Origin of the sequence: Microbacterium sp. SA156 (genome assembly GCF_049065455.1) — a bacterium.
GTDB classification, from domain to species: Bacteria; Actinomycetota; Actinomycetes; order Actinomycetales; family Microbacteriaceae; genus Microbacterium; species Microbacterium barkeri.
Map to the genome: position 1 here is coordinate 1 of NZ_JBAKGU010000005.1, position 23369 is coordinate 23369.

The 23369-nt window shown below is 73.0% G+C and carries 21 protein-coding genes and 1 pseudogene; 15 read left to right on the forward strand and 7 right to left on the reverse strand.

What is annotated here, in order from left to right; all coding sequences use genetic code 11:
- Positions 1–634: pseudogene (locus ACOWU6_RS05995) on the reverse strand (hypothetical protein); the annotation flags it as partial.
- Positions 635–982: 348 nt separating this feature from the next.
- Positions 983–2002, reverse strand: a complete 1020-nt coding sequence (locus ACOWU6_RS06000; protein WP_421075069.1) for a LacI family DNA-binding transcriptional regulator — start codon at positions 2000–2002, stop codon at positions 983–985.
- A gap of 80 nt (positions 2003–2082) precedes the next feature.
- On the opposite strand from ACOWU6_RS06000, the gene ACOWU6_RS06005 reads away from it, so the two are divergent.
- Positions 2083–3141 (forward strand): C45 family autoproteolytic acyltransferase/hydolase, encoded by a 1059-nt coding sequence (locus tag ACOWU6_RS06005; RefSeq protein ID WP_421075070.1) that lies wholly within the window; start codon positions 2083–2085, stop codon positions 3139–3141.
- 41 nt (positions 3142–3182) lie between these two features.
- A complete protein-coding gene (locus tag ACOWU6_RS06010) occupies positions 3183–4511 on the forward strand; it encodes an MFS transporter (RefSeq protein WP_421075071.1) in 1329 nt (442 codons plus the stop codon).
- A 41-nt stretch (positions 4512–4552) separates the two neighbouring features.
- Here ACOWU6_RS06010 and ACOWU6_RS06015 read toward each other — a convergent pair whose 3' ends face one another.
- The 3 genes from ACOWU6_RS06015 to ACOWU6_RS06025 all read right to left on the reverse strand — a co-directional run bounded on the left by ACOWU6_RS06015 (position 4553) and on the right by ACOWU6_RS06025 (position 6468).
- The gene (locus tag ACOWU6_RS06015) at positions 4553–4984 is read right to left on the reverse strand and encodes an iron chaperone (RefSeq protein WP_421075072.1); all 432 of its coding nucleotides are present in this window, start codon (positions 4982–4984) and stop codon (positions 4553–4555) included.
- Positions 4985–5083: 99 nt separating this feature from the next.
- The gene (locus tag ACOWU6_RS06020; RefSeq protein ID WP_421075073.1) at positions 5084–5743 is read right to left on the reverse strand and encodes a FadR/GntR family transcriptional regulator; all 660 of its coding nucleotides are present in this window, start codon (positions 5741–5743) and stop codon (positions 5084–5086) included.
- Positions 5740–6468: an SDR family oxidoreductase gene (locus ACOWU6_RS06025; RefSeq protein ID WP_421075074.1), complete on the reverse strand. Its 729-nt coding sequence runs from the start codon at positions 6466–6468 to the stop codon at positions 5740–5742. Before ACOWU6_RS06025 ends, ACOWU6_RS06020 begins: the two co-directional genes overlap by 4 nt.
- Before the next feature lie 28 nt (positions 6469–6496).
- Here ACOWU6_RS06025 and ACOWU6_RS06030 point away from each other — a divergent pair, with 28 nt between their 5' ends.
- The 6 genes from ACOWU6_RS06030 to ACOWU6_RS06055 all read left to right on the forward strand — a co-directional run bounded on the left by ACOWU6_RS06030 (position 6497) and on the right by ACOWU6_RS06055 (position 14805).
- Entirely contained in the window at positions 6497–7249 is a 753-nt protein-coding gene (locus ACOWU6_RS06030) for an SDR family NAD(P)-dependent oxidoreductase (RefSeq protein ID WP_421075075.1), read from the forward strand.
- Positions 7250–7317: 68 nt separating this feature from the next.
- Positions 7318–8526, forward strand: a complete 1209-nt coding sequence (locus tag ACOWU6_RS06035; protein WP_271173057.1) for a glycosyltransferase family protein — start codon at positions 7318–7320, stop codon at positions 8524–8526.
- Entirely contained in the window at positions 8516–9739 is a 1224-nt protein-coding gene (locus ACOWU6_RS06040; protein ID WP_421075076.1) for a glycosyltransferase, read from the forward strand. Before ACOWU6_RS06035 ends, ACOWU6_RS06040 begins: the two co-directional genes overlap by 11 nt.
- The gene (locus ACOWU6_RS06045) at positions 9739–10932 is read left to right on the forward strand and encodes a glycosyltransferase family 4 protein (RefSeq protein ID WP_421075077.1); all 1194 of its coding nucleotides are present in this window, start codon (positions 9739–9741) and stop codon (positions 10930–10932) included. Before ACOWU6_RS06040 ends, ACOWU6_RS06045 begins: the two co-directional genes overlap by 1 nt.
- A complete protein-coding gene (locus ACOWU6_RS06050) occupies positions 10929–12707 on the forward strand; it encodes an ABC transporter ATP-binding protein (RefSeq protein WP_421075078.1) in 1779 nt (592 codons plus the stop codon). The genes ACOWU6_RS06045 and ACOWU6_RS06050 overlap by 4 nt, the downstream gene beginning before the upstream one ends.
- Entirely contained in the window at positions 12700–14805 is a 2106-nt protein-coding gene (locus ACOWU6_RS06055; RefSeq protein ID WP_421075079.1) for a phosphotransferase, read from the forward strand. Before ACOWU6_RS06050 ends, ACOWU6_RS06055 begins: the two co-directional genes overlap by 8 nt.
- A gap of 206 nt (positions 14806–15011) precedes the next feature.
- Here ACOWU6_RS06055 and ACOWU6_RS06060 read toward each other — a convergent pair whose 3' ends face one another.
- Positions 15012–15389, reverse strand: coding sequence for a hypothetical protein (locus ACOWU6_RS06060; RefSeq protein WP_421075080.1), 378 nt, complete (start codon positions 15387–15389; stop codon positions 15012–15014).
- A 127-nt stretch (positions 15390–15516) separates the two neighbouring features.
- Between ACOWU6_RS06060 and ACOWU6_RS06065 the strand changes: the two genes are divergently transcribed.
- The 3 genes from ACOWU6_RS06065 (at position 15517) to ACOWU6_RS06075 (ending at position 17911) form a co-directional block, all read left to right on the forward strand.
- Entirely contained in the window at positions 15517–17010 is a 1494-nt protein-coding gene (locus ACOWU6_RS06065; protein WP_421075081.1) for a HAMP domain-containing sensor histidine kinase, read from the forward strand.
- Complete coding sequence (locus ACOWU6_RS06070; protein WP_271173050.1) at positions 16985–17650, forward strand: response regulator transcription factor; 666 nt, start codon at positions 16985–16987, stop codon at positions 17648–17650. The genes ACOWU6_RS06065 and ACOWU6_RS06070 overlap by 26 nt, the downstream gene beginning before the upstream one ends.
- A gap of 117 nt (positions 17651–17767) precedes the next feature.
- The gene (locus tag ACOWU6_RS06075; RefSeq protein WP_271173049.1) at positions 17768–17911 is read left to right on the forward strand and encodes a hypothetical protein; all 144 of its coding nucleotides are present in this window, start codon (positions 17768–17770) and stop codon (positions 17909–17911) included.
- Between the two features lie 17 nt (positions 17912–17928).
- Here the strand turns inward: ACOWU6_RS06075 and ACOWU6_RS06080 are convergent, their stop codons facing one another.
- Entirely contained in the window at positions 17929–18555 is a 627-nt protein-coding gene (locus ACOWU6_RS06080) for a cyanamide hydratase (RefSeq protein ID WP_421075082.1), read from the reverse strand.
- Between the two features lie 154 nt (positions 18556–18709).
- Between ACOWU6_RS06080 and ACOWU6_RS06085 the strand changes: the two genes are divergently transcribed.
- The 4 genes from ACOWU6_RS06085 (at position 18710) to ACOWU6_RS06100 (ending at position 23278) form a co-directional block, all read left to right on the forward strand.
- Entirely contained in the window at positions 18710–19459 is a 750-nt protein-coding gene (locus ACOWU6_RS06085; protein ID WP_421075083.1) for a DeoR/GlpR family DNA-binding transcription regulator, read from the forward strand.
- A gap of 209 nt (positions 19460–19668) precedes the next feature.
- Positions 19669–21201 (forward strand): sugar ABC transporter ATP-binding protein, encoded by a 1533-nt coding sequence (locus ACOWU6_RS06090; RefSeq protein WP_421075084.1) that lies wholly within the window; start codon positions 19669–19671, stop codon positions 21199–21201.
- Positions 21198–22196 carry an ABC transporter permease gene (locus ACOWU6_RS06095; protein ID WP_421075085.1) on the forward strand — a complete coding sequence of 333 codons (999 nt, stop codon included), beginning with the start codon at positions 21198–21200 and terminating at the stop codon, positions 22194–22196. The genes ACOWU6_RS06090 and ACOWU6_RS06095 overlap by 4 nt, the downstream gene beginning before the upstream one ends.
- 83 nt (positions 22197–22279) lie before the next feature.
- Positions 22280–23278 (forward strand): sugar ABC transporter substrate-binding protein, encoded by a 999-nt coding sequence (locus tag ACOWU6_RS06100; protein ID WP_421075086.1) that lies wholly within the window; start codon positions 22280–22282, stop codon positions 23276–23278.
- The last annotated feature ends 91 nt before the right edge of the window (positions 23279–23369 follow it).

The window sequence follows — 23369 nt, forward strand, 5'->3', positions numbered from 1 at the left end:
CTTTCACGACGCTCCACGGCACGGCCGCGGCCGTCCCGTCGGGGAACGGTGAGGTGGCCTCGGCTGGGGGTGCGGTCTCGTCCAGGTCGGTCGCGATCGCGCCGGTGGCGATCCCGACGAGGTGACGCTCCATCACCTCGAGCTTGTCGGCCTCGGAGGCGGGCGCGCCGCGGCGGGCGGTGGCGACGGCCTTCACGATCAGCGCCGCCGGCTCCGCCCCGAGCAGGCCCGCTTCCACTGCCGCGGCCACCGCGGGGTGCGCCGGCGGCAGGGGGAGCCCGGTGGGGCTCTCCCGGTCGCGGGTGGCTTCATCCAGCCGCACCCGCGCGGATACCGCCGGCCCGGGGATCCCGGTGAGCCGCTCGAGCAGTTCCCGCCCGTCCCGGCAGCCCAGCTCTGCCGCGAGGGGCCGCTCCAGGCCCCGCCGGGACCGCCACGCGACCTCCCCCACCGCCCGCACCCGCAGCGCGTCCACGACCCGCCCCAGCTGCTCCACCCGCGCGGTGAACCCCGCAAGATCCCCCGACGCCACCTCCCCCACCCGTGTGAACAGCCCATCCAGCAACCCGACCGCGGCACACACCGCGCCGGCCGGATCATCCTGCCCCTCATCGGGCACCCATGGGAAGGCCATACCCCATGGTAGAACACAACTACGACCAGACGCAAGACATTCCTCGAAGATTCCTCGAAGATTTCTCTCCTCCAGAATCCCGCGTGCGCCCGCAAAGCCGTGTGTGGACCTTACCGTGAAGCACCGACATTGATCCGTCCGAGTAAGCGAAAGGCTTATGTGTAGTCACCGGGAGTGAGACACGGTCTGATCGTGCGTGTCTGCGTGTACGCGGCCGTCTCGAGTCGGCGGCTCCCGGGACCGGCTTGCGGCGTTTCGACTGCGCTCGCTGGCGCTCGCTCCGCTCAACGACCGAGGGGGTGAAGCGCGAACCGCTCGCTGCGCTCAACGACCGAGAAAGCGGAACCCTCACACCACGTCACGCGCCGTCGACGCGCGGCGGCGGTAGATCGTCTGCAGCACGGTCGGCGCTTCCGGCGGGCGCCCGGAGATGATGTCGTGCAGCATCTCGACGAGCGCGTTGCCGATCTCGCGATGCGGATGCTCGAGGGCTGAGATCGCGGGGCGTCCGAACCGCGTCTGCGCCGAGTCGGATGCCGCGACGACCATCGTGTCAGCGGGAATCCGCAGGCCGGCTTCCAGCAATCCCGCCGCCGCACCGGCCGCATGTCGGCCGGTGAGCGCGACGATCGCGTCGACGGAACCCTCCTCGAGGATGGCCGGCACAAGCGCCCTCGCCCCCTCGACGCCCGCCTCCTCAGCGAGGGTGCGCATGCGCGGCTCGATATCGTGCGCGGCGCACCAGGCCTGGAATGCCGTCACATTGTCGAGCGTCCATGAATGACGCCCCGTGCCGGCGATGAGCACGAGTCGTCGGGCGCCGCGCGACCGGAGATCGTCGAGGAGGGTCGCCATGGCCGTGGCGTCGGTGGTGACGCAGTGCGCGGCCCCCGGTGCCGTCGGATCCGTGCCGAGCGTCACGTACGGCAGCCCGCGTGACGACAGCAGTGCGAGTGCCGGGTCGTCGAGCGTCGGGTCCATGACGATGTAGCCGTCGAGCGAGAGCGACAGCGGGGGAGCGGGCGTGCGCGTGATGTCGGGCAGGAGCATCGTGCCGAGACCGCGATCGAGCGCCGCGGCGGAGGCGGCGCTCGCGACCTGCAGGAAGATGTCGACGCCCTCGGGCTGGTACGCCATCTGCACGTCGAGGGGGCGGATGATCACCCCGAGCGCCCCCAGCGGAGCCCTGCGGAGGCCTCGCGCGAGAGCATCCGCGCGGTAGTTCATGCGCGCTGCGACCTCCTGCACGCGGGCACGCGTCTCGGCGCTCACCGTGCCCTTGCCGTTCAGGGCGTGCGACACGGTCGTGATCGAGACGCGCGCGGCGCGAGCCACATCGTGGATGGTCGGCGTGCGCGCGGCGGTCATGATCCGGCATTCTTGCAGAAAACGTTTTGGGTCTCTAGCGTCCCTCACGCGGCCGAGGACGGCCGCAGAAGGAGACATCGATGATCCTCGAGACGATGACGACGACCGAGCGGTCGCCGTACGAGCGCGGTCTGGCGCTCGGCCGACAGCATGCCGCGCGGTTCGCCGAGTCCGCCGAGCTGTACGCCGCGCTCTTCGCCGCGCACGGGATCGCCGCGGCGACCGTGCGCGAGGTCGCCGACTCGTGCACGGCTGCGCTCGCGCAGTGGCGCCCGGGCCACGTCGACGAGCTGCGCGGCATCGCGGATGGCGCGGGCATGGCCCCCGAGGACGTCTTCGCCGTGAACGCCCGCACCGAGGTGCTCGCCTCGGCGCAGCGCGCCGCGGCCGAATGTTCGACCATGGTCGTCGTGCCCGAAGACGGCGCGCCGATCACCCTGCAGACCTGGGACTGGCACGAGCATCTCGTGCCGCACGGCCTCGCGCTCCAGGCGGTGTCCGACGCGGGCCTCGAGGTGAAGATGTTCACCGAGTTCGGCACCCTCGGCAAGATCGGCGTGAACAGCGCGGGGGTCGGCGTCCACTTCAACATCCTCCAGCACGAGGCCGACACCGGCCGCGGAGGCGTCCCCGTGCACGCCGTCGCGCGCGCGATCCTCGACGAGGCGACCGACCTCGACGCGGCCGAGGCGATCGTGCGCTCGGCCCGATACGCCGCGTCGACGAGCTTCACGGTCGTGTCCGCGCGCGGCGCCCGGCGCGCGGCGAGCTTCGAGGCCTCGCCCGCGGGCGTCTCGGTCGTCGAGCCCGATGCCGACGGGCGCCTGCTGCACACCAACCACTTCCTCGACCCCGCCCTGCACGAGGGCGACACCATCCCCGCGGCCGCCGAGTCCGAGGAGCGCTTCGCGCACCTCGCGTCCGCGGGCGCCGGCCTCGGCGCCGCCGACCTCGTCGACCGGGCCGCCGCGTTCTGCGGCACGGCGGGCGACGCCGCGATCGTGTGCATGCACACCGACCCGTCGGCGGCGCCGACCGATCAGTGGGCGACGCTCCTCACGGTCGGCATCGACACCGAGGGATTCGCGCTCGACCTGTCGCCCTCGACACCCGCGACGGCGGCGTTCACCCGCTTCTGACCATCTGCCCCACCCTTCACCGACGACGCTGAAAGGCGACCATGACCACCACGACCTCCCCGGCGCAGCCGCCGCGCGCGATGAGCGCGATGAAGACGTTCTTCGTCTCGGGTCTCGGGACGACCCTCGAGTTCTACGACTTCTCGATCTTCGGCCTCGCCGCCGCGCTCGTCTTCCCGGCCGTCTTCTTCCCCGATCTGGACCCGCTCGTGGGCACGCTCGTGGCGTTCACGACGTTCGGGACGGGCTTCATCGCCCGACCTCTCGGCGGCATCGTGCTCGGCCACTTCGGCGACCGCGTCGGGCGGCGGCCCGTGCTCGTCCTCACGCTCGTGCTCATGGGCATCAGCACCTTCCTCATCGGCTGCCTCCCGACGCACGCCGCGATCGGCGGCTGGGCGGCGCTGCTCATCGTCGTGCTGCGCCTCGTGCAGGGCTTCGCGGCGGGCGGCGAGTGGGGTGGCGCCGTGCTCGTCGGGATGGAGGGCGCTCCCGCCGGGCGCCGGGGCCTGTGGGGCAGCTTTACGAGCATGGGGATCGGCCTCGGAACGGTCCTCGGCATCGCGGCGTTCACGCTCGCGAGCCTGCTCGAGCGCGACGCATTCCTCGGATGGGGGTGGCGCGTGCCGTTCCTCATCGGCGGGGTCCTCGTCATCATCGGCCTGGTCGCGCGCCTGCGCCTCCCGGCCGAGGAGAACGACGCGTCGGAGCGACCCACGCGCCTGCCGGTCATGGAGGTGCTGCGCGAGCGACCCCGCCAGCTCCTGTGCTCGATCGGCGTCGCGTACGGCTACAACGCGATGGCCTACCTCGTCTCGGTGTTCTTCCTCTCCTACGTCGTGCAGGTGGGGTACGACGAGACGACCTCGCTCGTCATCCAGCTCGTGAGCGCGACGGTGCTGTTCGTGTGCGCCGTGCTCTTCGGGCGGCTCTCCGACCGCGTCGGCCGGCGCCCCGTGATCGCGACGGGCGCGTTCGCCTCGATCGTGTTCATCCTGCTGTTCTTCCCGCTCGCGGGCACGGGGCAGCTCGCGATCGTGATGGCGCTCTTCGTCGCCAACGGCATCATGGCGGGCGCGACGCAGGGCCCGCTGCCCGCTCTCCTCGGCGAGCAGTTCCCGAAGCGCATGCGCTTCACGGGCATCTCGCTGAGCTACCAGGTGGGGGCCGCGCTCGGCGGCGGCACCGCGGCATCCGTCGCGAGCGGCCTGCTCGTCGTCTTCGGCGGCAACCCGACCGGTGTTGCGGTGTACTGCATCTTCACGTGCCTCGTGCTCGGGGTCTGCACGCTGCTCCTCCGCGAGGGCGCGCACCGCAGCGTCGAGCAGCTCGAGGACACGGCGGCCCCGCGCGAAGCCCAGCCCGCGTGAGCGGAGGGAGGGCGGCACGCCGCCCTCCCTCGCCACGGATGTCAGCTCGTCGCGCGGCGCACGAGCTCGGAGACCCGCTGCTCGACCTCCGGCGTCCACGAGAGCACCGCGAACGCGGTCGCCCACATGTCGCCGTCGTCGAGAGCGGCACGGTCCTCGAAGCCGATCGTGGCGTACCGCGCCTTGAACTTCGCGGCCGGCTGCAGGAAGACGACGATCTTGCCCTCGGCGTTCGCGAAGCCCGGCATTCCGTAGTAGGTCTTCGGCACGAGGTGAGGCGCGACGTCGGACACCACTCGGAAGAAGCCCTCCGCGAGCGCCCTGTCGTCGTCCTCGAGCTTCGCGATGGCGTCGCGCACGGCCTTCTCGCCCGCCGCGCGGCTCTTGCCCGCCTTCTCCTGCTCGCGCAGCTCCTTCGCGCGCTGCTTGACGGCGTCGCGCTCCTCCTTGCTGAGGCCATCCGATGCGGTCATCCCTGCTCTCCTCTCGGTCGGGTTCGTCCCTGATGAACCCAGGCTAGGGATGGCGCGGGGCCGCGGCTTCTCGATTCCTGACCGATGCGCGGAGGGTGATCACGGGGCGTCGGCCGCCGCGATCGCGTGCGCCGCGGCCGCCGCGCGCTCGCCATCCCCGGCCGTGATCGCCTCGGCGAGCTCGAGATGGCGGCGGGCCGCCTCGAGCGAGATGTGCGCGGCGTCGGGCGCGCGCGGGGGAAGCGACTCGGCGAGGAGGCCGCCGAGCGCGCGGAAGAGGCTGTTGCCGGATGCCGCGAGCACGGCCGTGTGGAGGGCACGGTCCTCGGCGACGAACGCCTCGCGGTCGGCTCCTGCCGCCGCCGACCAGAAGGCGCCGGCCCGCGCGGCGATCTCGGCGCGGTCCGACGCCGAGGCCGCCGAGGCGGCCGCGCGCGCGGCGGCCGGCTCGACGAGAGCGCGCAGCGCGGTGAGCTCGGCGGTCACGGCATCGCGAGCCGGCCCGGCGAGACGCCACCGCATGACCTCCGGCGCGAGCCGCTGCCACCGCTCCGGGTCGGCGACCTCGAAGCCGATCCGGCGCCGAGGGGCGACGAGCCCGAGCGTCGCGAGCGCGCTCATCGCCTCGCGCGCCGCCGGCCGCGAGACGCCCGTGCGCTCCTGCACGGCCTCGAGGGTGAGCGCGGTTCCGGGCGCGAGCCGCCCGGCGCAGATGTCCGCGCCGAGGGCGTCGACGACGCCCGCGACGAGCGAGGTCATCGGGCGACCGTGCCGAGCGGGCTGATCACGAGCTCGTCGATCCGCACGTGCGGCGGGCTGTCGAGGATGAACCGGATGGCCCGCGCCACGTCGGCGGGCGACAGCATGACCTCGAGGGTGGCTCCGCGCGGCGGATTCGGGCGCTGGTGCAGGAACTCCGTGTCGATGTCGCCCGGGCACACGATCGACGCGCGCACCCCGTGCGCGGCCTCCTGCTCGTTGAGCGAGTCCGAGAGCGCGCGGAGGCCGCGCTTGCTCGCGCGGTACGCCACGCCTGCCCCCGGGGAGGTCTTCCAGGCCGCGATCGACGAGACGATCACGACCGTGCCCGACGCCGTCCGCAGGGCAGGCAGGGCCGCGTCGATCATCCGGGCGGGCGCCGTGAGGTTCGTCGCGACGATGGCCTCGAACTCGTCCATGCCCTGATCGGCCCACGCGCGGCGGGGCGCGTTGAGACCCGCCGACAGCACGAGGTCGTCGACCGGCCCGATCTCGTCGAGCAGGGCGCGTGGGTCGTCCGCCGTGACGTCGAAGGCGCGCGCCGTCACCGCGGCGCCGGCCGCGCGTGCGGCGTCCGCGGCCTCCGCGAGGCGGTCGGCACGGCGGCCGAGCAGCACGAGGTCGTGCGTCGCCGCGAGCGCCTCCGCGACGGCGCGTCCGGTGCCCGAACCGGCGCCCGTGACGAGCACGCGACGCTTTGAAGTATGATCTGAACCCGTCGCCATGCAATGAAGTATGACATGAGGAGATCGGATGTCCGAGAGCAGGACCGTCATCGTGACCGGCGCGGGCCGCGGGATCGGCGCCGTCATCGCCCAGCGCCTCGCCCGCGAGGGCGACACGGTGTTCGCACTCGACCGCGACGTCGCCGAGGTCGGCGAGGGCATCACCGGCATCGCGTGCGACATCACCTCGGACGCCGACGTGGCCGCCGCCGTCGAGCGCGTGCTCGCGGCGACCGCGCGCATCGACGTCCTCGTGAACAACGCGGGCATCAACCTCACCGGCCCGCTCGAGACCGCCGATCTCGACGCCGTTCGCGCCTGCTTCGACGTGAACGTGGTGGGCCTCCTCCGGATGTGCCAGGCGGTGATCCCGACGATGAAGCGCGCAGGCGCCGGGCGCATCGTGAACGCGGCGTCCTTCGCAGCCATCGTGCCGGCGATCGGCGGCGGCGCCTACGCCGCGACGAAGTCGGCCGTCGTCCAGCTCACCCGCGTGCTCGCCGGCGAGCTCGGCCCGTGGGACATCACCGTCAACGCCTACGCGCCGGGCATGGTCCCGACCGCGATGAACGGCTTCGCGGACATGCCCGCCGCGCAGCAGGACGAGCTGCTCGACACGCTCACCCTCCGCCGCTGGGGGACGGCCGACGAGGTGGCCGACGTCGTCGCGTTCCTCGCGAGCCCGGCGGCGCGCTACGTCACGGGCGCGCTCATCGACGTGAGCGGCGGCAAGCTCGCCACCCAGATCCCCGCCCGTGCGCACCGCGCCGCGGAGGCCTGAGGGGCGTCTAAGACTCTCCTCACGTTCCCATCACAGGCGCCTCATCGCGCAGCGCCATCGTGGAGTCCGTGAGAGACGAGACGAGACGCCGCACCCCGATCCGCGACACGACGGATGGCCAGGGCCGCCTGCGCGTCGCGCTCTATTCGCACGACGCACAGGGCCTGGGTCACATCCGCCGCAACCTCGCCATCGCGCATGCGCTGAGCGGGATGGACGAGGCGCCCGACCTCCTGCTCCTCACGAGCGCTCCCGACGCCGCGCACGCGGGACGGCCATCCGGATGCGACATCGTGTCGCTGCCCGCGCTCGCGAAGGACGGCGCGGGGAGGTACGGCGCGCGGCACCTCTCGGTCGACCCGGCGCAGCTCTCCGAGATGCGGACCGCCGTGCTGCACGCCGCCCTCGCCTCGTTCCGCCCCGACGTGCTCATCGTCGACAAGCACCCGCGCGGCTTCCGCGGCGAGCTCGAGCCCGCCCTCGACGCCGTCCGCGCGCACGGCGCGCGCGTCGTCCTCGGCATCCGCGACGTGCTCGACGACGCGCACACCGCGGCGCGCGAGTGGCGCGAGGCCGAGGGGGCAGCGGCGCTCGCGGCCTGGTACGACGAGGTGTGGGTCTACGGCGACCGCGACGTGCACGACCCCCTCGCCGGGCTCGAGACCCCCGCGCGCGTGCGATACACGGGCTACCTCGCGCACGGGCGCCCGGCGCCGCGGATGCGCACGCGCGCCGACGAGCCGTTCGTGCTCGCGATGGTCGGCGCGGGGCAGGATGGCGCGCACGTCGCGCACGCCTTCGCCCGCTCGCGCCTGCCGGAGGGACATCGCGGTGTCGTCATCGCCGGCCCGCACATGCCCGACCCGGCGGTGCACGCGCTGCGCGCGATCGCGGCCGAGCGCGACGATCTGCGCGTGGTGCGCTCCGCGCCGGACGCCGCGGGCCTCATCGCGCGCGCCGCCGCCGTCGTCGGGATGGGCGGCTACAACACGGTGTGCGAGGCGCTGGCCGCGAGAGCGCCGCTGCTCGTCGTGCCGCGCGTCGAGCCGCGCCTCGAGCAGCTCGTGCGCGCCGAGGCGCTCGCGCGGCGCGGCGCCCTCGACGTCGTGCTCCCGGACGACCTCTCGCCCGACGCGATCTCCGCGTGGACCGCGCGCGCCATCCGCCGCGCGCCGCGACCGGCGCCGCCCATCGACCTCGACGGCCTCAGCCGTCTGCCCCGCCTGTTCGCCGACCTCGTCGGCATGCGCACCGAGGAGAGCCGCCATGTCGCATGAGCGCACCGCCGAGCGGATCGGCTACGTCGTGAAGATGTACCCGCGCTTCTCGGAGACCTTCATCGTGTCGGAGATCATCGCGCGAGAGGAGCGCGGCGCCGACCTGCGCATCTTCTCCCTGCGCCCCACGGTCGACGTCCGCTTCCACGACACCCTCGCGCGAGTTGCGGCGCCGGTCGAGCAGATCCCCCGGCCGACGCGCGTGTCCGAGCTGTGGGAGCTCCTGGGCGAGGCGCACGGCGTGCTGCCGCGCGTGCCGCACGTGCTCGAGGAGCTGCTCGCGGCCGACGTCGCGGACGCGGCCCAGGCCATCCAGCTCGCGATCGCGGTCGAGCGCGAGGGCATCACGGCGCTGCACGCGCACTTCGCGAGCCTCGCGACGACCGTCGCACGCCTGGCCTCCCTCCTCACCGGGGTGCCGTACTCGTTCACGGCGCATGCGAAGGACCTCTTCCACGAGAGCGTCGACCCGCAGGACGTCGATCGGAAGATCGCCGACGCGTCTCATGTCGTGACCGTGTCGGACTTCAACCTGCGGCACCTGCGCGAGCGCTACCCCGCGGCGGCTCGCACGCCCATCCACCGCGTCTACAACGGCGTCGACCTCGACCGCTTCCCGTACGCGCCGGGCCGACCCGCCTCGCCCTCGATCGTCGCCGTGGGGCGGCTCGTCGAGAAGAAGGGCTTCGCCGACCTCATCGCCGCCGTGCACCTTCTGCGCGAGCGCGGGCGCGCCGTGCCGTGCCGCATCGTCGGGGCCGGCGAGCGCGAGGGAGAGCTGCGCGCGCTCGTCGGCGCGCTCGGCCTCGACGACCTCGTCACGTTCACGGGCCCGCTGCCGCAGGGCGAGGTGCGGGCCGAGGTCGCGCGCGCGAGCGTGTTCGCGGCGCCGTGCGTCGTCGGGTCGGACGGCAACGCCGACGGCCTGCCGACCGTGCTCCTCGAGGCGATGGCCCTCGGCACGCCCTGCATCTCGACCGACGTCACGGGCATCACGGAGGCGGTGCGGCACGGCGAGACGGGCCTCGTCGTGCCGCAGCACGCTCCCGCGGCGCTCGCGGCGGCGATCGCGCGCGTGCTCGACGACCCCGCGTTCGCCGAGGCCCTCGCGCGGCGAGCCAGGGCGCTCGTCGAGAGCACCTTCGACGTGCGGCGCCAGGCGCGCGAGCTCGACGAGATCGCCCGCGCCCGCTCGCTGCAGGAGGTGGCCTGATGCGCATCGCGTATGTCTGCGGCGACCCGGGCATCCCCGTGTTCGGCGCGAAGGGCGCGTCCGTCCACGTGCAGGAGGTGCTGCGCGTGCTCCTCGCCGCCGGCCACGAGGTCGACCTCCACTGCCGGCGGACGGGCGGCGAGCCTCGCGGCGCCCTCGCCCGCGCGCACGACGACCGACGCCTCCGGGTGCACCCCGCTCCCGTCACGGGGGAATCCGACGTGCGCCAGCGCGAGCGGATGCTCATGGCCGCGGAGGAGAGCACCCGTCGCGCTCTCCTCGCCGCGCACGCCGATCGGCCGTTCGACCTCGTGTACGAGCGGTACGCGCTCTTCGCGATCGCGGGCACGTCGTTCGCGCGCGAGGCCGCCATCCCCTCGATCCTGGAGGTCAACGCGCCCCTTCCGATCGAGCAGGCGCGGCACCGCTCCCTCGTGCACGCCGACACCGCCGATGCCGTCGCGCGCGCCGTGATCTCCGATGCCTCGCTCGTGGCGTGCGTCTCGGAGCCGGTCGCGGCCTGGGCGCGCACGCAGGCGCCCGCCGCCCGGATCGTCGTCGAGCCCAACGGCGTCGACATCGACCGGTTTGCGACGCCTTCGCGATCCGCCGGCCGGCCGTTCACGGTCGGCTTCGTCGGCACGCTCAAGCCGTGGCACGGCACGGCGCATCTCGTCGACGCCTTCGCCCTGCTCACACGGAGGCGCCCGGATGCGCGCCTCGTGATCGTCGGCGACGGGCCGGAGCGCGCCGCCCTCGAGCGGCGCGCGGTCGAGCGCGGCGTCGCCGACCGCACGGTGTTCACGGGCGCCGTCGATCCCGCCGACGTCCCCGAGCAGCTCGCCGCCCTCGACGCGGCCGTCGCGCCGTACCCCGCGCACGGAGACCCGTACTTCTCTCCGCTCAAGGTGCTCGAGTACCTCGCCTCGGGCGCGGTCGCGGTCGCATCGCGGGTCGGCCAGCTCCCCGAGCTCGTCGCGGATGGCCGCACGGGGCTCCTCGTGCCGCCCTCCGATCCCGAGGCGCTCGCGGCGGCCCTCGACCGCCTCGCCGCCGACCCGGGGCTTCGCCGCTCTCTCGCTGACGCCGCGCGAGACGACGTGGCGCAGACCCGGACGTGGCGGCACGTCGTGCGCCGGACCCTCGGTGCCGCCGGCCTCCCTCTCGACCCGGACGAGGAGGCGGCGGCGTGAGCCGTCGGCGCGGCGACGCCGAGGCGGGGCGCGGGCGGCGCCTCGGCCGCTTCCTCCGGCCGTACCTCCGCCCGCAGGCCGGGCTCGTCGCGGGCGGGTTCGTCGCCATGCTCGCGGAGGTGGCCTTCCGGCTGCTCGAGCCGTGGCCGCTCAAGGTCGTGATCGACGCCGTGATCGCGCCGGGTGCGGCGCAGGAGCCGGGCATCCTCACCCTGCTCCTCGTATGCGCACTCGCCGTCGTCGCGGCGGCCGGCCTGCGCGCGCTCGCGTCGTACCTCATGACGGTGTGCTTCGCCCTCGCCGGCACGCGGGCCATGAACGCTGTGCGCGCAGACGTCTTCGCGCATGCGCTGCGCCTGCCCCTGCGCTTCCACACCGGAACCCGCTCGGGCGACCTCATCAACCGGCTCGTCTCCGACATCGGCAAGCTCCGCGATGTCGCCGTCACCGCCGCGATGCCGCTCGTGGGCAACGTCGTCACGCTCGTCGCGATGCTCGCGGTCATGCTCGTCCTCGACTGGCGCCTGGGTCTCGTCGTCGCCGCCGCCCTCCCCGTCTTCCTCCTGCACTCGCGCCGCGCGTCGCGCCGGATCACCGACGCCGCGCGCGTGCAGCGGCGCCGCGAGGGCGAGATCGCGGGCACGGCGGGAGAGTCGTTCGGAGCCATCAAGGTCGTGCAGGCCTACACGCTCGAGGGCACGCTCGAGCGCGACTTCGCGCGGTCGAACGAGCGGGAGCTCTCCGAGGGCGTCCGCGCGACCCGGCTGTCGGCCGGGCTCGAGCGCGCGACCGATCTGCTCGTGGGCGTCGCGACCGCCGCCGTCCTGCTCGTCGGCGGCTGGAGCGTGCTCGAGGGCCACCTCACCCCGGGTGAGCTCGTCGTGTTCGTGCAGTACCTCAAGGGCGCGTTCAAGCCCATGCGCGACCTCGCGAAGTACACCGGCCGCATCGCGAAGGCAGCGGCCTCGGGCGAGCGCATCCTCGACCTCGTCGGGACGCGCAGCGACCTGGCCGACCTGCCCGGTGCCCACCGCATGGGAGGCGTGGCGGGTGCGGTGACCTTCCACCGCGTGTCCGCCTCGTACGGCGACGGCGAGCCCGCCCTGCACGAGGTCGACCTCGACATCGCCGCCGGCGAGCGGGTCGCGATCGTCGGGCACTCGGGGTCGGGCAAGTCGACCCTCGCGTCGCTGCTGCTGCGCCTCCAGGACCCCGTCCGCGGGTCGGTCATGATCGATGGCCGCGACCTGCGCGCCTACACGCTCGCCTCCCTGCGCAGCGGCATCGCGATCGTCCTGCAGGAGTCGGTGCTGTTCACGGGCTCGATCCGCGAGAACATCCGGATGGGCCGCCCCGACGCGACCGATGCGCAGGTCGAGCGGGCCGCTCGCTCGGCGGGCGTCGACGAGTTCGCGGCGCGGATGCCCGAGGGCCTCGACACGCTCGTCGGCGAGCGCGGCGACACCCTCTCGGGCGGCCAGCGCCAGCGCATCGCGATCGCGCGAGCCGTGCTCCGCGACGCGCGCATCGTCATCCTCGACGAGGCGGCGACGGGGCTGGACGCCGCGAGCGGCGCCGCCGTGCGGGCCGCGCTCGATCGGCTGAGCGCGGGGCGGACGACGCTCGTCATCACGCACGCGCTCGAGGACGCCCTCGCGTGCGATCGCATCGTCGTGCTCGAGCGCGGCAGGATCGTCGAGCAGGGGCGTCCGGACGAGCTGCTGGCCCGCGCGGGGTCGCGGCTGGCGATCCTCAACGAGGCCGCCCGTGCGTGACCCGATCCCGCACCTCGCGCCCGCCGATGCGGCGCTCGCCGCGCGCGAGACCGCGCTGCCGGGGCTTCCCCTCGTGCTCGATGCGGCCACGCTGCACCGCGCTCTCGAGGCCGCGGGGGTCCCCGTTCAGCGCGTCGAGACCACGTACCTGCGCTTCAAGCCGGGCACCTCGGCGGTCGCGGGCGTGAGCATCGAGACCCCGAGCCGGTCGATCCGGGCGCAGGCGGTCGCGTATCCCGTCGGCGTCCACCGGAAGCTCGAGCGGATGGCCGCGCACGCGGGCGACGGCCTCCTCCTGCTCGATGCCGAGCGGGGGATCGCGGTGGTCGACGCGGCCGCCGACCGCGCGCTCCCGGGCATCCGCGTCGCGCTCGAGCGGCACCCGGACGCGGAGGTGCTCGTCTACAAGCCCGGCCGTCGCTGGGTCGCGCGCTGCGCAGGCTGCCGCGTCATCGTCAAGGTGCACGCGCCCGATCGCGCGGCGTCGGCCATCCGGGCGCAGCATCGTGTCGAGATGTTCGTGCCGACCGCCGCGCTCGTCCGCGCCGACGCGGTCGTCGGGCTCGTCGAGACCCACCTGCTCGCCGGAACGCCGCTGCCGGAGATCGCGGATCCGGAGGCGGAGCGTCGCGTGGGCGGAATGCTCGCGCGGCTGCACACGGCACCGGCCCGAGAGGGCATGACGGCGGATGGCGCGCGTCCGCCGGGGATCGAGCGCGCTCTCGCGCGCGCACTCGACGCCGCGGCGTCGGGGGTCGCGCCCGTGCTGCCCGCCCTCGAGGATCGCGCGCTCCGCGCGGCCGCCGCCATCCGATCGCTGCTCGAGGAGCGGCGCGTCCGCACCCTCGTGCACGGCGACTGCTCGATCGACCAGGTCATCGTGGGCCCCGACGGCCGCCCGTGGCTCATCGACCTCGATCGGGCGGGGGAGGGCGACCCGCTGTCCGACCTGGGCGCGTGGGCCGCCGATGCGATCGCCCGGGGCGAGAGCGCGTGCCGCGCGGGCGCCGCGCTCGTCGCGGGGTATCAGGAGGCCGGCGGCGCCGTCGACGAGGCGGCCCTGCTCGCCCACACGGCCGCCGGTCTGCTGCGGCGCGCCGTGGAGCCTTTCCGCGCGAGGGCCGCCGACTGGGACGCCGAGGTCGCGCACCTCGTCGCCGAGAGCGAGCGCCTCGTCGGGCTCGCGGCGCTGCGCGCGGACGCGGCGCTTCCCGGGGCCGCGGCGGTCGAACCGTTCGCGTCGGCGCGCGTCATCGCGCATCGGCCGGGGCGGCGCGCGGTCCTCCGCCGAGCGGACGGCGACTTCGTGAAGCTCGTCCGGCCCGCACGGTTCGCCGAGGTGGCGGAGCGCGCCGAGCGCGTCTCGGGCCTCCGCACGCTCCGGTCGCCCCGGGTGCTCGCGCGCGACGACGCGGCCGGTGTCCTCCGCCTCGCGAGCGTCGGCGAGCGGACGCTCCTCGACGCCGGAAGCGACCCGTCCGTCTCCGACGACGCGCTCGTCGCCGTGTGGACGCGCGTCGGAGCCGGGATCGCCGAGCTGCATGCGCTCGACCCCGCGGGGCTCCCGCGCCACGGCGTCGCGGACGAGATGCGCGCCATCCGCCGTGCCCTGGCATCCGCCGGCGGCGCGCTCGACGGGGACGATGTCGCTGACGCGCTCGCCGCGGTCGAGGCCGCGCTCGCGGTGGATCCGCCGGAACGCGTCGACGGAGTCCTCCATCGCGACCTCCACGACAAGCAGCTGCTCGTGCCATCCGGCTCGTTCACCGCGCAGGACGTCGCGGCGGGGCGCACGCGCGTCGGCCTCATCGACGTCGACACCCTCGCGGTCGGCGAACGCGCGCTCGATGTGGCGAACCTGCTCGTGCACCTCGAGCTGCGGGTGCTGCAGGGGCTGCTGCCGACCACGCGGGCCGACGCGGCCGGCCAGGCCTTCCGCCGCGGCCTCGGCGACGGCCCGCTCTGGGCGCGCGTGCCGGCGTACTCCGCTGCGGCGCGGCTGCGGCTCGCCGGTGTCTACGCGCAGCGCGACGGATGGCACGACGTCGCGCGCGCCCTGCTGCGGCGGGTCGGGAGCCCCGTCACGGCAGGGCGGTGAGGCCGGGGCGGCGTGGGCTCGCCGCGAAACGCGGCGACTCGGGGGAGGAGTGGGTGCTCGGCGAAGCCGCTTGCCGCGAAATGCGTCGAACGGGCCGCTCTTCGACGCGAAGTGCGGCAGGTCTCGAACGGCCTTGCCGCGAAACGCGGCAACCGGCGAGCTGTTCGCCGGCAAGCGCGGCGAACGCCCGAGGCGGGTCCGGTGGCTCAGTCGTCGTCGACGTCGTCCGCGTCGTCGTCCACGTCCACGTCCGTGTCGTCATCGATGTCGGTGTCCGGATCGTCGTCGACCTCGACGGGGGGAGCCGGCGGCAGGTGCTCGGGCTCGGTCTGGGCGGGCGGCGCGGTCTGCTCGGGCGGTGCGGTCGTCGGCGTCGGCGTGGGCGTGGGCGTCGCTCCGCGCTGGTCCGAGCGGAGGTCGCGGCCGACGGCCCCGCCCGTATAGTCGCCCGTGACCGCACCGCCGTCGAGGATCTGTCCGCCATCCGTGCGCTGCTCGAGGGCCTCCGACGCGACGACGACGCCGCCGGTGAGGGCGAGCAGGCCGATGCCGCCGATGACGGTGTACGCGATCGCCTTCCGCATCGTGGCTCCTCCCTCTCCCCTCCAGGATGCGCGCCTCGCCTAAACGGGTCGACAGCCGCACATGAGACAACCCTTATGGTCGCCGGATCCGAGCGGTCGCGCGCGCCCCGGCGACGATACTGGGACCGTGGCGGACGGGAACGGCGGACCAAGGCGGCGGCGCGTCGTCTCGGTGCGCGTGCGCCTCATCGCCGTCATCACCATCGTCGCGGCGCTCGGGATGGCCGCGGTCGGCCTCGCCGTGTACATCGTCGAGCAGGCGACGATCATGGCTCAGATCGACGACCGCCTCCGCGCGAACCTCGACTCCGCCCGCTTCATCGTGGCAGGGACACCGGAGGAGCCGCAGGCCTGGGAGTCGTCGCGCGAAGCCGCTGAGGACATCGTGCGGCGGATGAGCCCCGACGACAACACGGGGGTCGCGGGCGTCGTGGACGGCAAAGCGGCGTTCGTGCCCGGGGTGCCGCTCGACGTCGACCTCCGCAGCGCGCCCGGATTCATCCCGTTCGCGGTGCGGACGACCGCCGGGCGCGAGCCCGTGCTCGGGACGTACGCCGAGGAGGGCGTCGTCTGGCGCTTCCTCGCCACGCCTGTCGAGGTGCCCGGCGCCCCCGACGCCGAGAGCGTGCTCTTCGTCATGGCCTACGACGTCGAGGCCGAGCTGTCGGAGATCAACGGCCCGGCTCGGGTGTTCTTCGTCGCGGGCGGCATCGTGCTCGTCGTCATCGCGGGGGTCGGCACGGTCGCGGCCGGTCGTCTGCTGCGCCCGCTGCGGCGCATGCGCGAGACGGCGGAGCGCGTGTCGGCGCAGTCGCGCTCGGAGCGCCTGCCGATCGAGGGGCGCGACGACGTGTCGGAGCTCGCGGCGACGATGAACGCCATGCTGGATCGACTCGACGATGCGCTCGACTCGCAGCGGCAGCTGCTCAGCGATGTCGGCCACGAGCTGAAGACCCCGCTCACGATCGTGCGCGGGCACGTCGAGCTGATGGATCCCGCCGACCCCGACGACGTGCGCGAGACGCAGCAGCTCGCGGTCGACGAGCTCGACCGGATGAGCCGACTCGTGCAGGATCTGTCGTCCGCGGCGGCGCTCCACGGGCCATCCCCCGTCGCCCCCGAGCCGACCGACGCGGCGGATCTCGTCGCGCAGATCGTGCGCAAGGCCCAGGCAATCGAGGGCGCGGATGTCGCCGCCGGGCCGATCGCGGATGTCGTCGCGCCGCTCGACGCGGCCCGCATCACCCAGGCCGTGCTGCAGCTGGCGCAGAACGCCGTGACGCACGGCGGAGGGCGCTTCGTGATCGGCAGCAATGTCGAGGAGGGCCGCCTCGCCCTGTGGGTGCGCGATTACGGCCCTGGTGTCCCGGACGACGAGAAGAAGGCCGTGTTCGAGCGCTTCCGACGCGGACGCGGACGCGAGCGCGCGGCAGGGAGCGGCCTCGGCCTCAACATCGTGCAGGTCATCGCGCGCGCCCACGGCGGCCGAGCTCGCGTGACGGACGCCCCGGGCGGCGGCGCGCTGTTCGCGATCCTCGTGCCGCTCGCGCCCGACGACGAGGACACGCCGCCGCACTCGGACGGAAGGAGCCATCGTGGCATCGATTCTCATCGCCGATGACGAGCAGCGCATCGCGGGGTTCATCGAGAAGGGCCTGCGCGCCGCCGGCTTCGCGACCCGCGTCGCCGCCGACGGCGTCGAGGCGCTCGAGCTCGCGCAGACCGGCGAGTTCGACCTGCTCGTCCTCGACGTGAACATGCCGCGCATGAACGGCTTCGACGTGCTCGAGAACCTGCGCGGCTCGGGCTCGCGCATGCCGATCATCATGCTCACCGCGCGCACCGATCTGGGCGACACCGTCGCAGGGCTCGAGGGCGGCGCCGACGACTACATCGGCAAGCCGTTCCGCTTCGACGAGCTGCTCGCGCGCATCCGCCTCCGCATGCGACGCGACGAGGAGGTCGCTCCCGCGGCGGGCGCGCTGCGCCATCGAGACCTCACACTCGACGTCCGCACCCGTCGCGCCGTCATCGACGGCGGGCCGTCCGTCGACCTCTCGGCGCGCGAGTACGCCCTCGCCGAGGAGCTCATCCGGCACGCCGGCCAGGTGCTGAGCCGCGAGCAGCTGCTGAGCCGGGTGTGGGGCTTCGACTTCGACCCCGGGTCGAACGTCGCCGACGTCTACATCGGCTACCTGCGCCAGAAGCTCGGGGCTGACCGCATCGAGACGGTCCGCGGTGCGGGCTACCGGCTCGTGTGAGCTCTCACAGCGCTCCGACACGTGCGCCGGGCTGTCAACCCCTCGCCCCGGGGTCGCGGTCGGCGTACCGTGGCGCGCAGCCGGACGCGATCCGGGGAGATGTCGCGGAGGAATCCCATGAGCGATGGCGGACAGCACAACACGCAAGGCGTCCCCGACGAGAACGCCGAAGCCGACACGGCATCGGGCGGCGCGCCCGAGGAGCCGGACGAAGGCGACGACTTCTCCGAGGCCTCCGACGAGGAGCCCTCGGGCGAGTGATCTGCCGGGTCGCGCCGCTACGCGGAGCCGTGCGGCGCGACCAGGCGCTCCCACGTGCGAGCGCCGGCGTCGATCCGACCTGACGCGTCGAGTCTGTGCGCCGACGAGGTCGGCTTCCGCTCGGCCTGATCGTGGATGCGCTGCGCGAAGTCCGTCGAGAAGGTGCCTCGCGGCAGGTGCGACTCCACCGCGACGAGCAGCGCGGCATCCCACTTCTCCGGGGCGACGCCCGAGACGTCGAGGCTCGTGGCGACCTCGAGGAGGTGCGATTCGGCGTCCTCGTCCGGATTGACCGCCGTCCACATGTGCCGCACGATGATCTCCTGGACGCGCTCCCTGCGTGCGCGCGGCCATCCTGCGCCGGCGGCGAAGGCCCATCCCGCCGCTCCGCCGGCCGCCTCGAACGGGACGACGTCGGCGTCGAACTCCGCGACGAGCCCGAGGTCGTGCAGCATCGTCGCGACGTACAGCAGCTCGGCGTCGTAGGTCAGGGCCAGCGCGTCGCCGAGCGTCGATGCCCACACCCATGAGCGCAGGCAGTGCCGCACGAGCTCGGGCGGCGACCAGGCCTCGAGCACCTCGCGGGCACGTGCGGCGACGGGAGTGGGCGGCGCGATGAGCGCGTCGATCTGTGCGGGCGACATGGGGTCCTCTCGGTCTCGCCTCCACTCTCGCGGGCGGATGGCGCGGCTCGTGAGGCGATTCCGGTCAGCATCCGGAGGAATCGCGCCAGCAACGGCGCGACGCGATCTCACAGGATCTCACATCATCGGCCATCCGCCTGCCTAGAATGAGCGCATGAGCTCCCTGGCCGCAGAAGAGCGCCGCAGCTGGCTGCTGGCGCAGCTGCGCGCCACCAAGACGGTGTCCCTCGTCGAGGCGTCGTCCGCGCTCGAGGTCAGCGAGATGACCGTGCGGCGCGACCTCGACCACCTCGAGCGGTCGGGCCTCGTGCGCCGTGTGCGCGGCGGCGCGGTCTACAGCGGGCCGGTGAGCTTCCAGGGGCGCGAGCGGTCGTACGCCGAGGAGAAGCGGATCATCGCCGAGAAGCTCCTTCCGCTCGTTCCCGAGCGCGGCGTCGTCGCGTTCGACTCGTCCACGACCATCCACCGCCTCGCCCAGATGCTCCCCGAGCCCGAGGATCTCACGGTCGTCACGAACGGCCTGCTGACCTTCCAGGTGCTCCAGGATCGTCCCGGCGTGACGGCCATCCTGACCGGCGGCGCCGCGGACCGCCGATCGGACTCCCTCGTCGGGCCGGTCGCGACGGCCTGCCTGGAGGGCATGCGGTTCCAGGGCTTCTTCGCGTCGGCCGCCGCGGTCGACGAGCTCGCCTGCTACGAGGACACCCTCGAGGAGGCCGACGTCAAGCGCGCGTTCGCGCGCTCATCGGCCCGCGTGTTCATCGGCGCGAACCTCGCCAAACTCGGCGGCAACGCGACCGCCGCCGCGGTCACGCTCGATCGCGTGAGCGTCTTCGCGACCGAGCTCGACCCCGCGGACGTCCGCGTGGCCGGCTATCGCGGGGTCGTCTCCGAGCTCCGCTGAGCCGCGGCGCTCCCGCGCCTCCGGTCGGCCGAATCCCGCGCCTGTCGTCGACCGGCCTGCCGCCGTTCCGCGGGCCGTCTGCGCGCCGCAGTACCGGTCATGCATGTCTCGGCCAGGTAACAAGATCTCCCAACTCTTGACAAGATCTAACATCCTCGAACAGGATGTATCCGATTCACCCGATCAGTCACGAAGGAGTGGTGGTCACCATGACCGACGCCGATCTCGCAGCGCCGCGGGGCGCCCAGGAGCGCGACACGGCCTTCCTGCGCGCCACGGGCATCCGCAAGCACTACCCGGGCGTCGCCGCGCTCGACGGGGTGGACCTCGAGCTGCGCCGCGGCGAGGTGCACGCGATCGTCGGCGAGAACGGCGCCGGCAAGTCGACGCTCATCAAGATCCTCGCGGGGGCTGTCGAGCCGACGGAGGGCACCATCGCCGTCGACGGCGAGACCCACACGCAGCTCACCCCCGCACTGGCCCGCGAGCTCGGCGTCGCCGTGATCTACCAGGAGTTCACGCTCGTCCCGACACTGAGCGCGGCCGACAACGTCTTCCTCGGCGAGTACCTCACCCGAGGCCCCGTCCTCGATCGCAAGCGCATGGACGCCCGCGCGGCGGAGCTCTTCGCTCGCCTGGGGGTCCGCATCTCGCCCCGTGCGCTCGTCGAGACCCTCACGACCGGGTACCAGCAGGTCGTCGAGATCGCCAAGGCGCTCTCGAAGGACGCGCGCCTGCTCATCATGGACGAGCCGTCGGCGCCCCTGACCTCCGCGGAGGTCGAGGCGATGTACCGCGTGGTCGACGCGCTCAAGGCGCAGGGCATGACGATCGTCTACATCTCGCACCGCATGGACGAGATCTTCCGCCTCTCCGACCGCGTCACGGTGCTCCGCGACGGCAAGCACGTCGCGACACTCGACACGGCGGAGACATCCCGGCGCGAGCTCATCACCCTCATGGTCGGCCGAGAGCTCAGCGAGGCGTACCCCGACCGCGACGTCGAGCCCGGCGAGGTGTCGCTCACGGTGCAGGGCCTGACCGGCAACGGCGTCCGCGACATCTCGTTCGAGGCCCGCCGCGGCGAGGTGCTCGGGTTCGCGGGCCTCATCGGCGCGGGGCGGACCGAGCTCATGGAGCTCATCTTCGGAAGCGTCCGCGCGCACGGAGGCTCGGTCCGACTGCACGGGAGGGCCGCCGAGGCGAAGACGCCGATCGCCGCCATCCGGAACGGCTTCGCGCTCGTCCCCGAGGATCGCAAGCGCCACGGCGTGGTGCTCGACTTCACGATCAAGGAGAACATCTCGCTGCCCGTCCTCAAGGGGATGTCGCGGTTCGGCGTCATCCCGCGAGCGCGCGAGGCGAAGCTGGCGGCGACCTACATGGAGAGCCTGCGCATCAAGGCGCCGAGCTCGCGCGAGCGCGTCGGCAACCTCAGCGGCGGCAACCAGCAGAAGGTCGTGCTCGCGAAGTGGCTCGCCACCGAGCCGGAGGTGCTCATCTTCGACGAGCCCACGCGCGGCATCGACGTGGGCGCCCGCCACGAGATCTACCAGATCATGAACCGCCTCGCGGCGGAGGGGAAGACCATCCTCATGATCTCGTCCGACATGGAGGAGCTCATCGGGATGTCCGATCGGGTCGTCGTCCTCCAGGAGGGCGTCCAGCAGGGGACCCTCCGCCGTCACGAGATCACCCAGGAAGCGATCATGGCCCTCGCGGCCGAAGGAGAAGCAGCATGATGAGCAGATTCGTCCCGCGGGTGAAGGACCTCGGCATCGTCCTCGTCCTCGTCGTCCTCGTCATCGCCTTCAGCGTGATGGCGCCGTCGTTCCTCGACCCCTCGAACCTCTTCAACATCGCGCGACAGATCGCCACACTCGGCATCTGCGCGGTCGGGTTCGCCTTCGTCCTCATCACGGGCGGCATCGACCTCTCGGTCGGCTACCAGATCTCGCTCTACGTCGTCGTATGCGGGATGCTCATGGCCGAATCCGGGCTGCCCTGGTACCTCGCGGTGCTCGTGGTCCTCGTCCTCGGGACGTGCATCGGCGTCCTCAACGGACTCATCATCACCCTCACGGGCGTCGCGCCCCTGATCGTCACGCTGTCGATGATGACCGTGCTCAACGGCGTCAGCTACCTCCTGTCGCGGGGCCTGCCGATCTTCGGCTTCCCCGCCGACTTCGCGATCCTCGGACAGGGCGCCGTGCTGGGCGTTCCGGTCTCGCTCATCGTGCTCATCGCCGTGTGGGCGGTCGGCATCTTCATCCTCAACAAGACCTACGTCGGCCGCTACTTCTACGCGATCGGCAACAACCCCGAGGCCGCTCGGCTCTCGGGCGTCAACACCAAGGCCACGCTCATCCTCGTGTACGCCCTCTGCGGGTTCTTCACGGCGATCGGCGCGGTGCTGCTGCTCTCCCGCCTGAGCTCCGCCCAGTCGGCGACGGGCGCGGGCTTCGAGTTCAGCGTGCTCACCGCGTGCGTGCTCGGCGGCGTGAGCGTCATGGGCGGCCGCGGCTCGCTCTTCGGGGCGTTCGTCGGTGTGCTCATCGTGGGCGTGCTCGACAACGGCCTCGTCCTGCTGAACGTGAGCGAGTACATCCAGCTCGTCATCAAGGGCGTCATCCTCCTCGCCGCCGTGATCTACGACGCGATGTCGAAGACCTCCGGCGGCCGCAGGAAGCAGATCGGCGGCGTCGCCATCGCCCCGGCCGGGCAGAACGCCGGCTGAACCCCGCGCCGGGGCGCGGCCCCGGCCATCCGACCCTTCGTCGGCGACGCGGACGTCGTCGGCAGCACCCGAAAGGAACCACCATGAAGAAGACCCGCGCACTGGCCGCGATCGGCGCCGTCGGCGTCGTCGCCCTCTCGCTCGCCGCCTGCACGACGGTCGGCCCCGACGGCACCCCGGCAGCGGGCGGCGGCGACGACGGCAGCTACACGGTCGGCGTCACCTTCTCCGACCTCAGCAATCCCGTCTGGGCCGAGCTCGTCGAGGAGGCGACGGCGTACGGCTCCGAGCAGGGCCTGAGCGTCAACTACGTCGATGCGCGCGGCGACTCCGCGCAGCAGGTCACGCAGATCGAGAACTTCATCCAGCAGGGCGTCGACGCGATCATCATCTGCGCCGTCGAGTCGAACGCGCTGTCGGCCGTCACCGCCCGCGCTCAGGAGGCCGGCATCAAGGTCGTCGGCTACACGCAGGTGCTCGAGAACTACGACGCGCAGTACCTCGTCGACGCGTACAAGACCGGCTACGCCAACGGCGAGGCCGCGGCCGAGTGGATCAACGAGAACTACGGCGACGAGTCCGTCGTCGAGTGGGCGCTCATGGACCTGCCGATGTTCCCCGAGATCATCGACCGCGCCAACGGCATCAAGGACGCCATCGCCGAGCTCGCTCCGCAGGCCGAGCTGGTGGCGACGGCACCCGCTCTGACGGCGGAGGAGGGCGTCGCGAACGCCGAGAACTTCCTGCAGGCGAACCCGGACCTCAAGGTCATCGCGACGATCGGCGGCGGCGGCGCGGTCGGCGGCAACGAGGGCGTGAAGTCGGCGGGTGTGACCGACTACGACGCGTTCGGCCTCTTCGGCATCGACGCGACCGAGAACGAGATCCAGAACATCATCAACGGCGACCCGCAGAAGGCGTCGGTCAGCCTCGGCGGCGGGAAGGCGCACGGCCGGACGCTCGTCGACATCACGGTCGACCTGCTCGAGGGCGAGGACGTCGAGAAGGACCAGTACATGCCGATCGAGGTCATCGACTCCTCGAACGCGCAGGAGTACTACGACGAGATCTTCGGCGACTGATGCCCCTCGGGGAGGTGCGGCGCGCGGCGCCGCACCTCCCCGCACAGACCGCGCGACGGCCCGGATGGCCGCGGTGCGCGCACGGAAGGAC

What these genes read in the sequence shown, in the direction of transcription:
- ACOWU6_RS06000 (WP_421075069.1), bottom strand. Translation starts at nt 2,002, where the DNA reads ATGACCGCCGCGCGCACGCCGACCATCCACGATGTGGCTCGCGCCGCG.
- ACOWU6_RS06005 (WP_421075070.1), top strand. Translation starts at nt 2,083, where the DNA reads ATGATCCTCGAGACGATGACGACGACCGAGCGGTCGCCGTACGAGCGC.
- ACOWU6_RS06010 (WP_421075071.1), top strand. Translation starts at nt 3,183, where the DNA reads ATGACCACCACGACCTCCCCGGCGCAGCCGCCGCGCGCGATGAGCGCG.
- ACOWU6_RS06015 (WP_421075072.1), bottom strand. Translation starts at nt 4,984, where the DNA reads ATGACCGCATCGGATGGCCTCAGCAAGGAGGAGCGCGACGCCGTCAAG.
- ACOWU6_RS06020 (WP_421075073.1), bottom strand. Translation starts at nt 5,743, where the DNA reads ATGACCTCGCTCGTCGCGGGCGTCGTCGACGCCCTCGGCGCGGACATC.
- ACOWU6_RS06025 (WP_421075074.1), bottom strand. Translation starts at nt 6,468, where the DNA reads ATGGCGACGGGTTCAGATCATACTTCAAAGCGTCGCGTGCTCGTCACG.
- ACOWU6_RS06030 (WP_421075075.1), top strand. Translation starts at nt 6,497, where the DNA reads ATGTCCGAGAGCAGGACCGTCATCGTGACCGGCGCGGGCCGCGGGATC.
- ACOWU6_RS06040 (WP_421075076.1), top strand. Translation starts at nt 8,516, where the DNA reads ATGTCGCATGAGCGCACCGCCGAGCGGATCGGCTACGTCGTGAAGATG.
- ACOWU6_RS06045 (WP_421075077.1), top strand. Translation starts at nt 9,739, where the DNA reads ATGCGCATCGCGTATGTCTGCGGCGACCCGGGCATCCCCGTGTTCGGC.
- ACOWU6_RS06060 (WP_421075080.1), bottom strand. Translation starts at nt 15,389, where the DNA reads ATGCGGAAGGCGATCGCGTACACCGTCATCGGCGGCATCGGCCTGCTC.
- ACOWU6_RS06075 (WP_271173049.1), top strand. Translation starts at nt 17,768, where the DNA reads ATGAGCGATGGCGGACAGCACAACACGCAAGGCGTCCCCGACGAGAAC.
- ACOWU6_RS06080 (WP_421075082.1), bottom strand. Translation starts at nt 18,555, where the DNA reads ATGTCGCCCGCACAGATCGACGCGCTCATCGCGCCGCCCACTCCCGTC.
- ACOWU6_RS06085 (WP_421075083.1), top strand. Translation starts at nt 18,710, where the DNA reads ATGAGCTCCCTGGCCGCAGAAGAGCGCCGCAGCTGGCTGCTGGCGCAG.
- ACOWU6_RS06090 (WP_421075084.1), top strand. Translation starts at nt 19,669, where the DNA reads ATGACCGACGCCGATCTCGCAGCGCCGCGGGGCGCCCAGGAGCGCGAC.
- ACOWU6_RS06095 (WP_421075085.1), top strand. Translation starts at nt 21,198, where the DNA reads ATGATGAGCAGATTCGTCCCGCGGGTGAAGGACCTCGGCATCGTCCTC.
- ACOWU6_RS06100 (WP_421075086.1), top strand. Translation starts at nt 22,280, where the DNA reads ATGAAGAAGACCCGCGCACTGGCCGCGATCGGCGCCGTCGGCGTCGTC.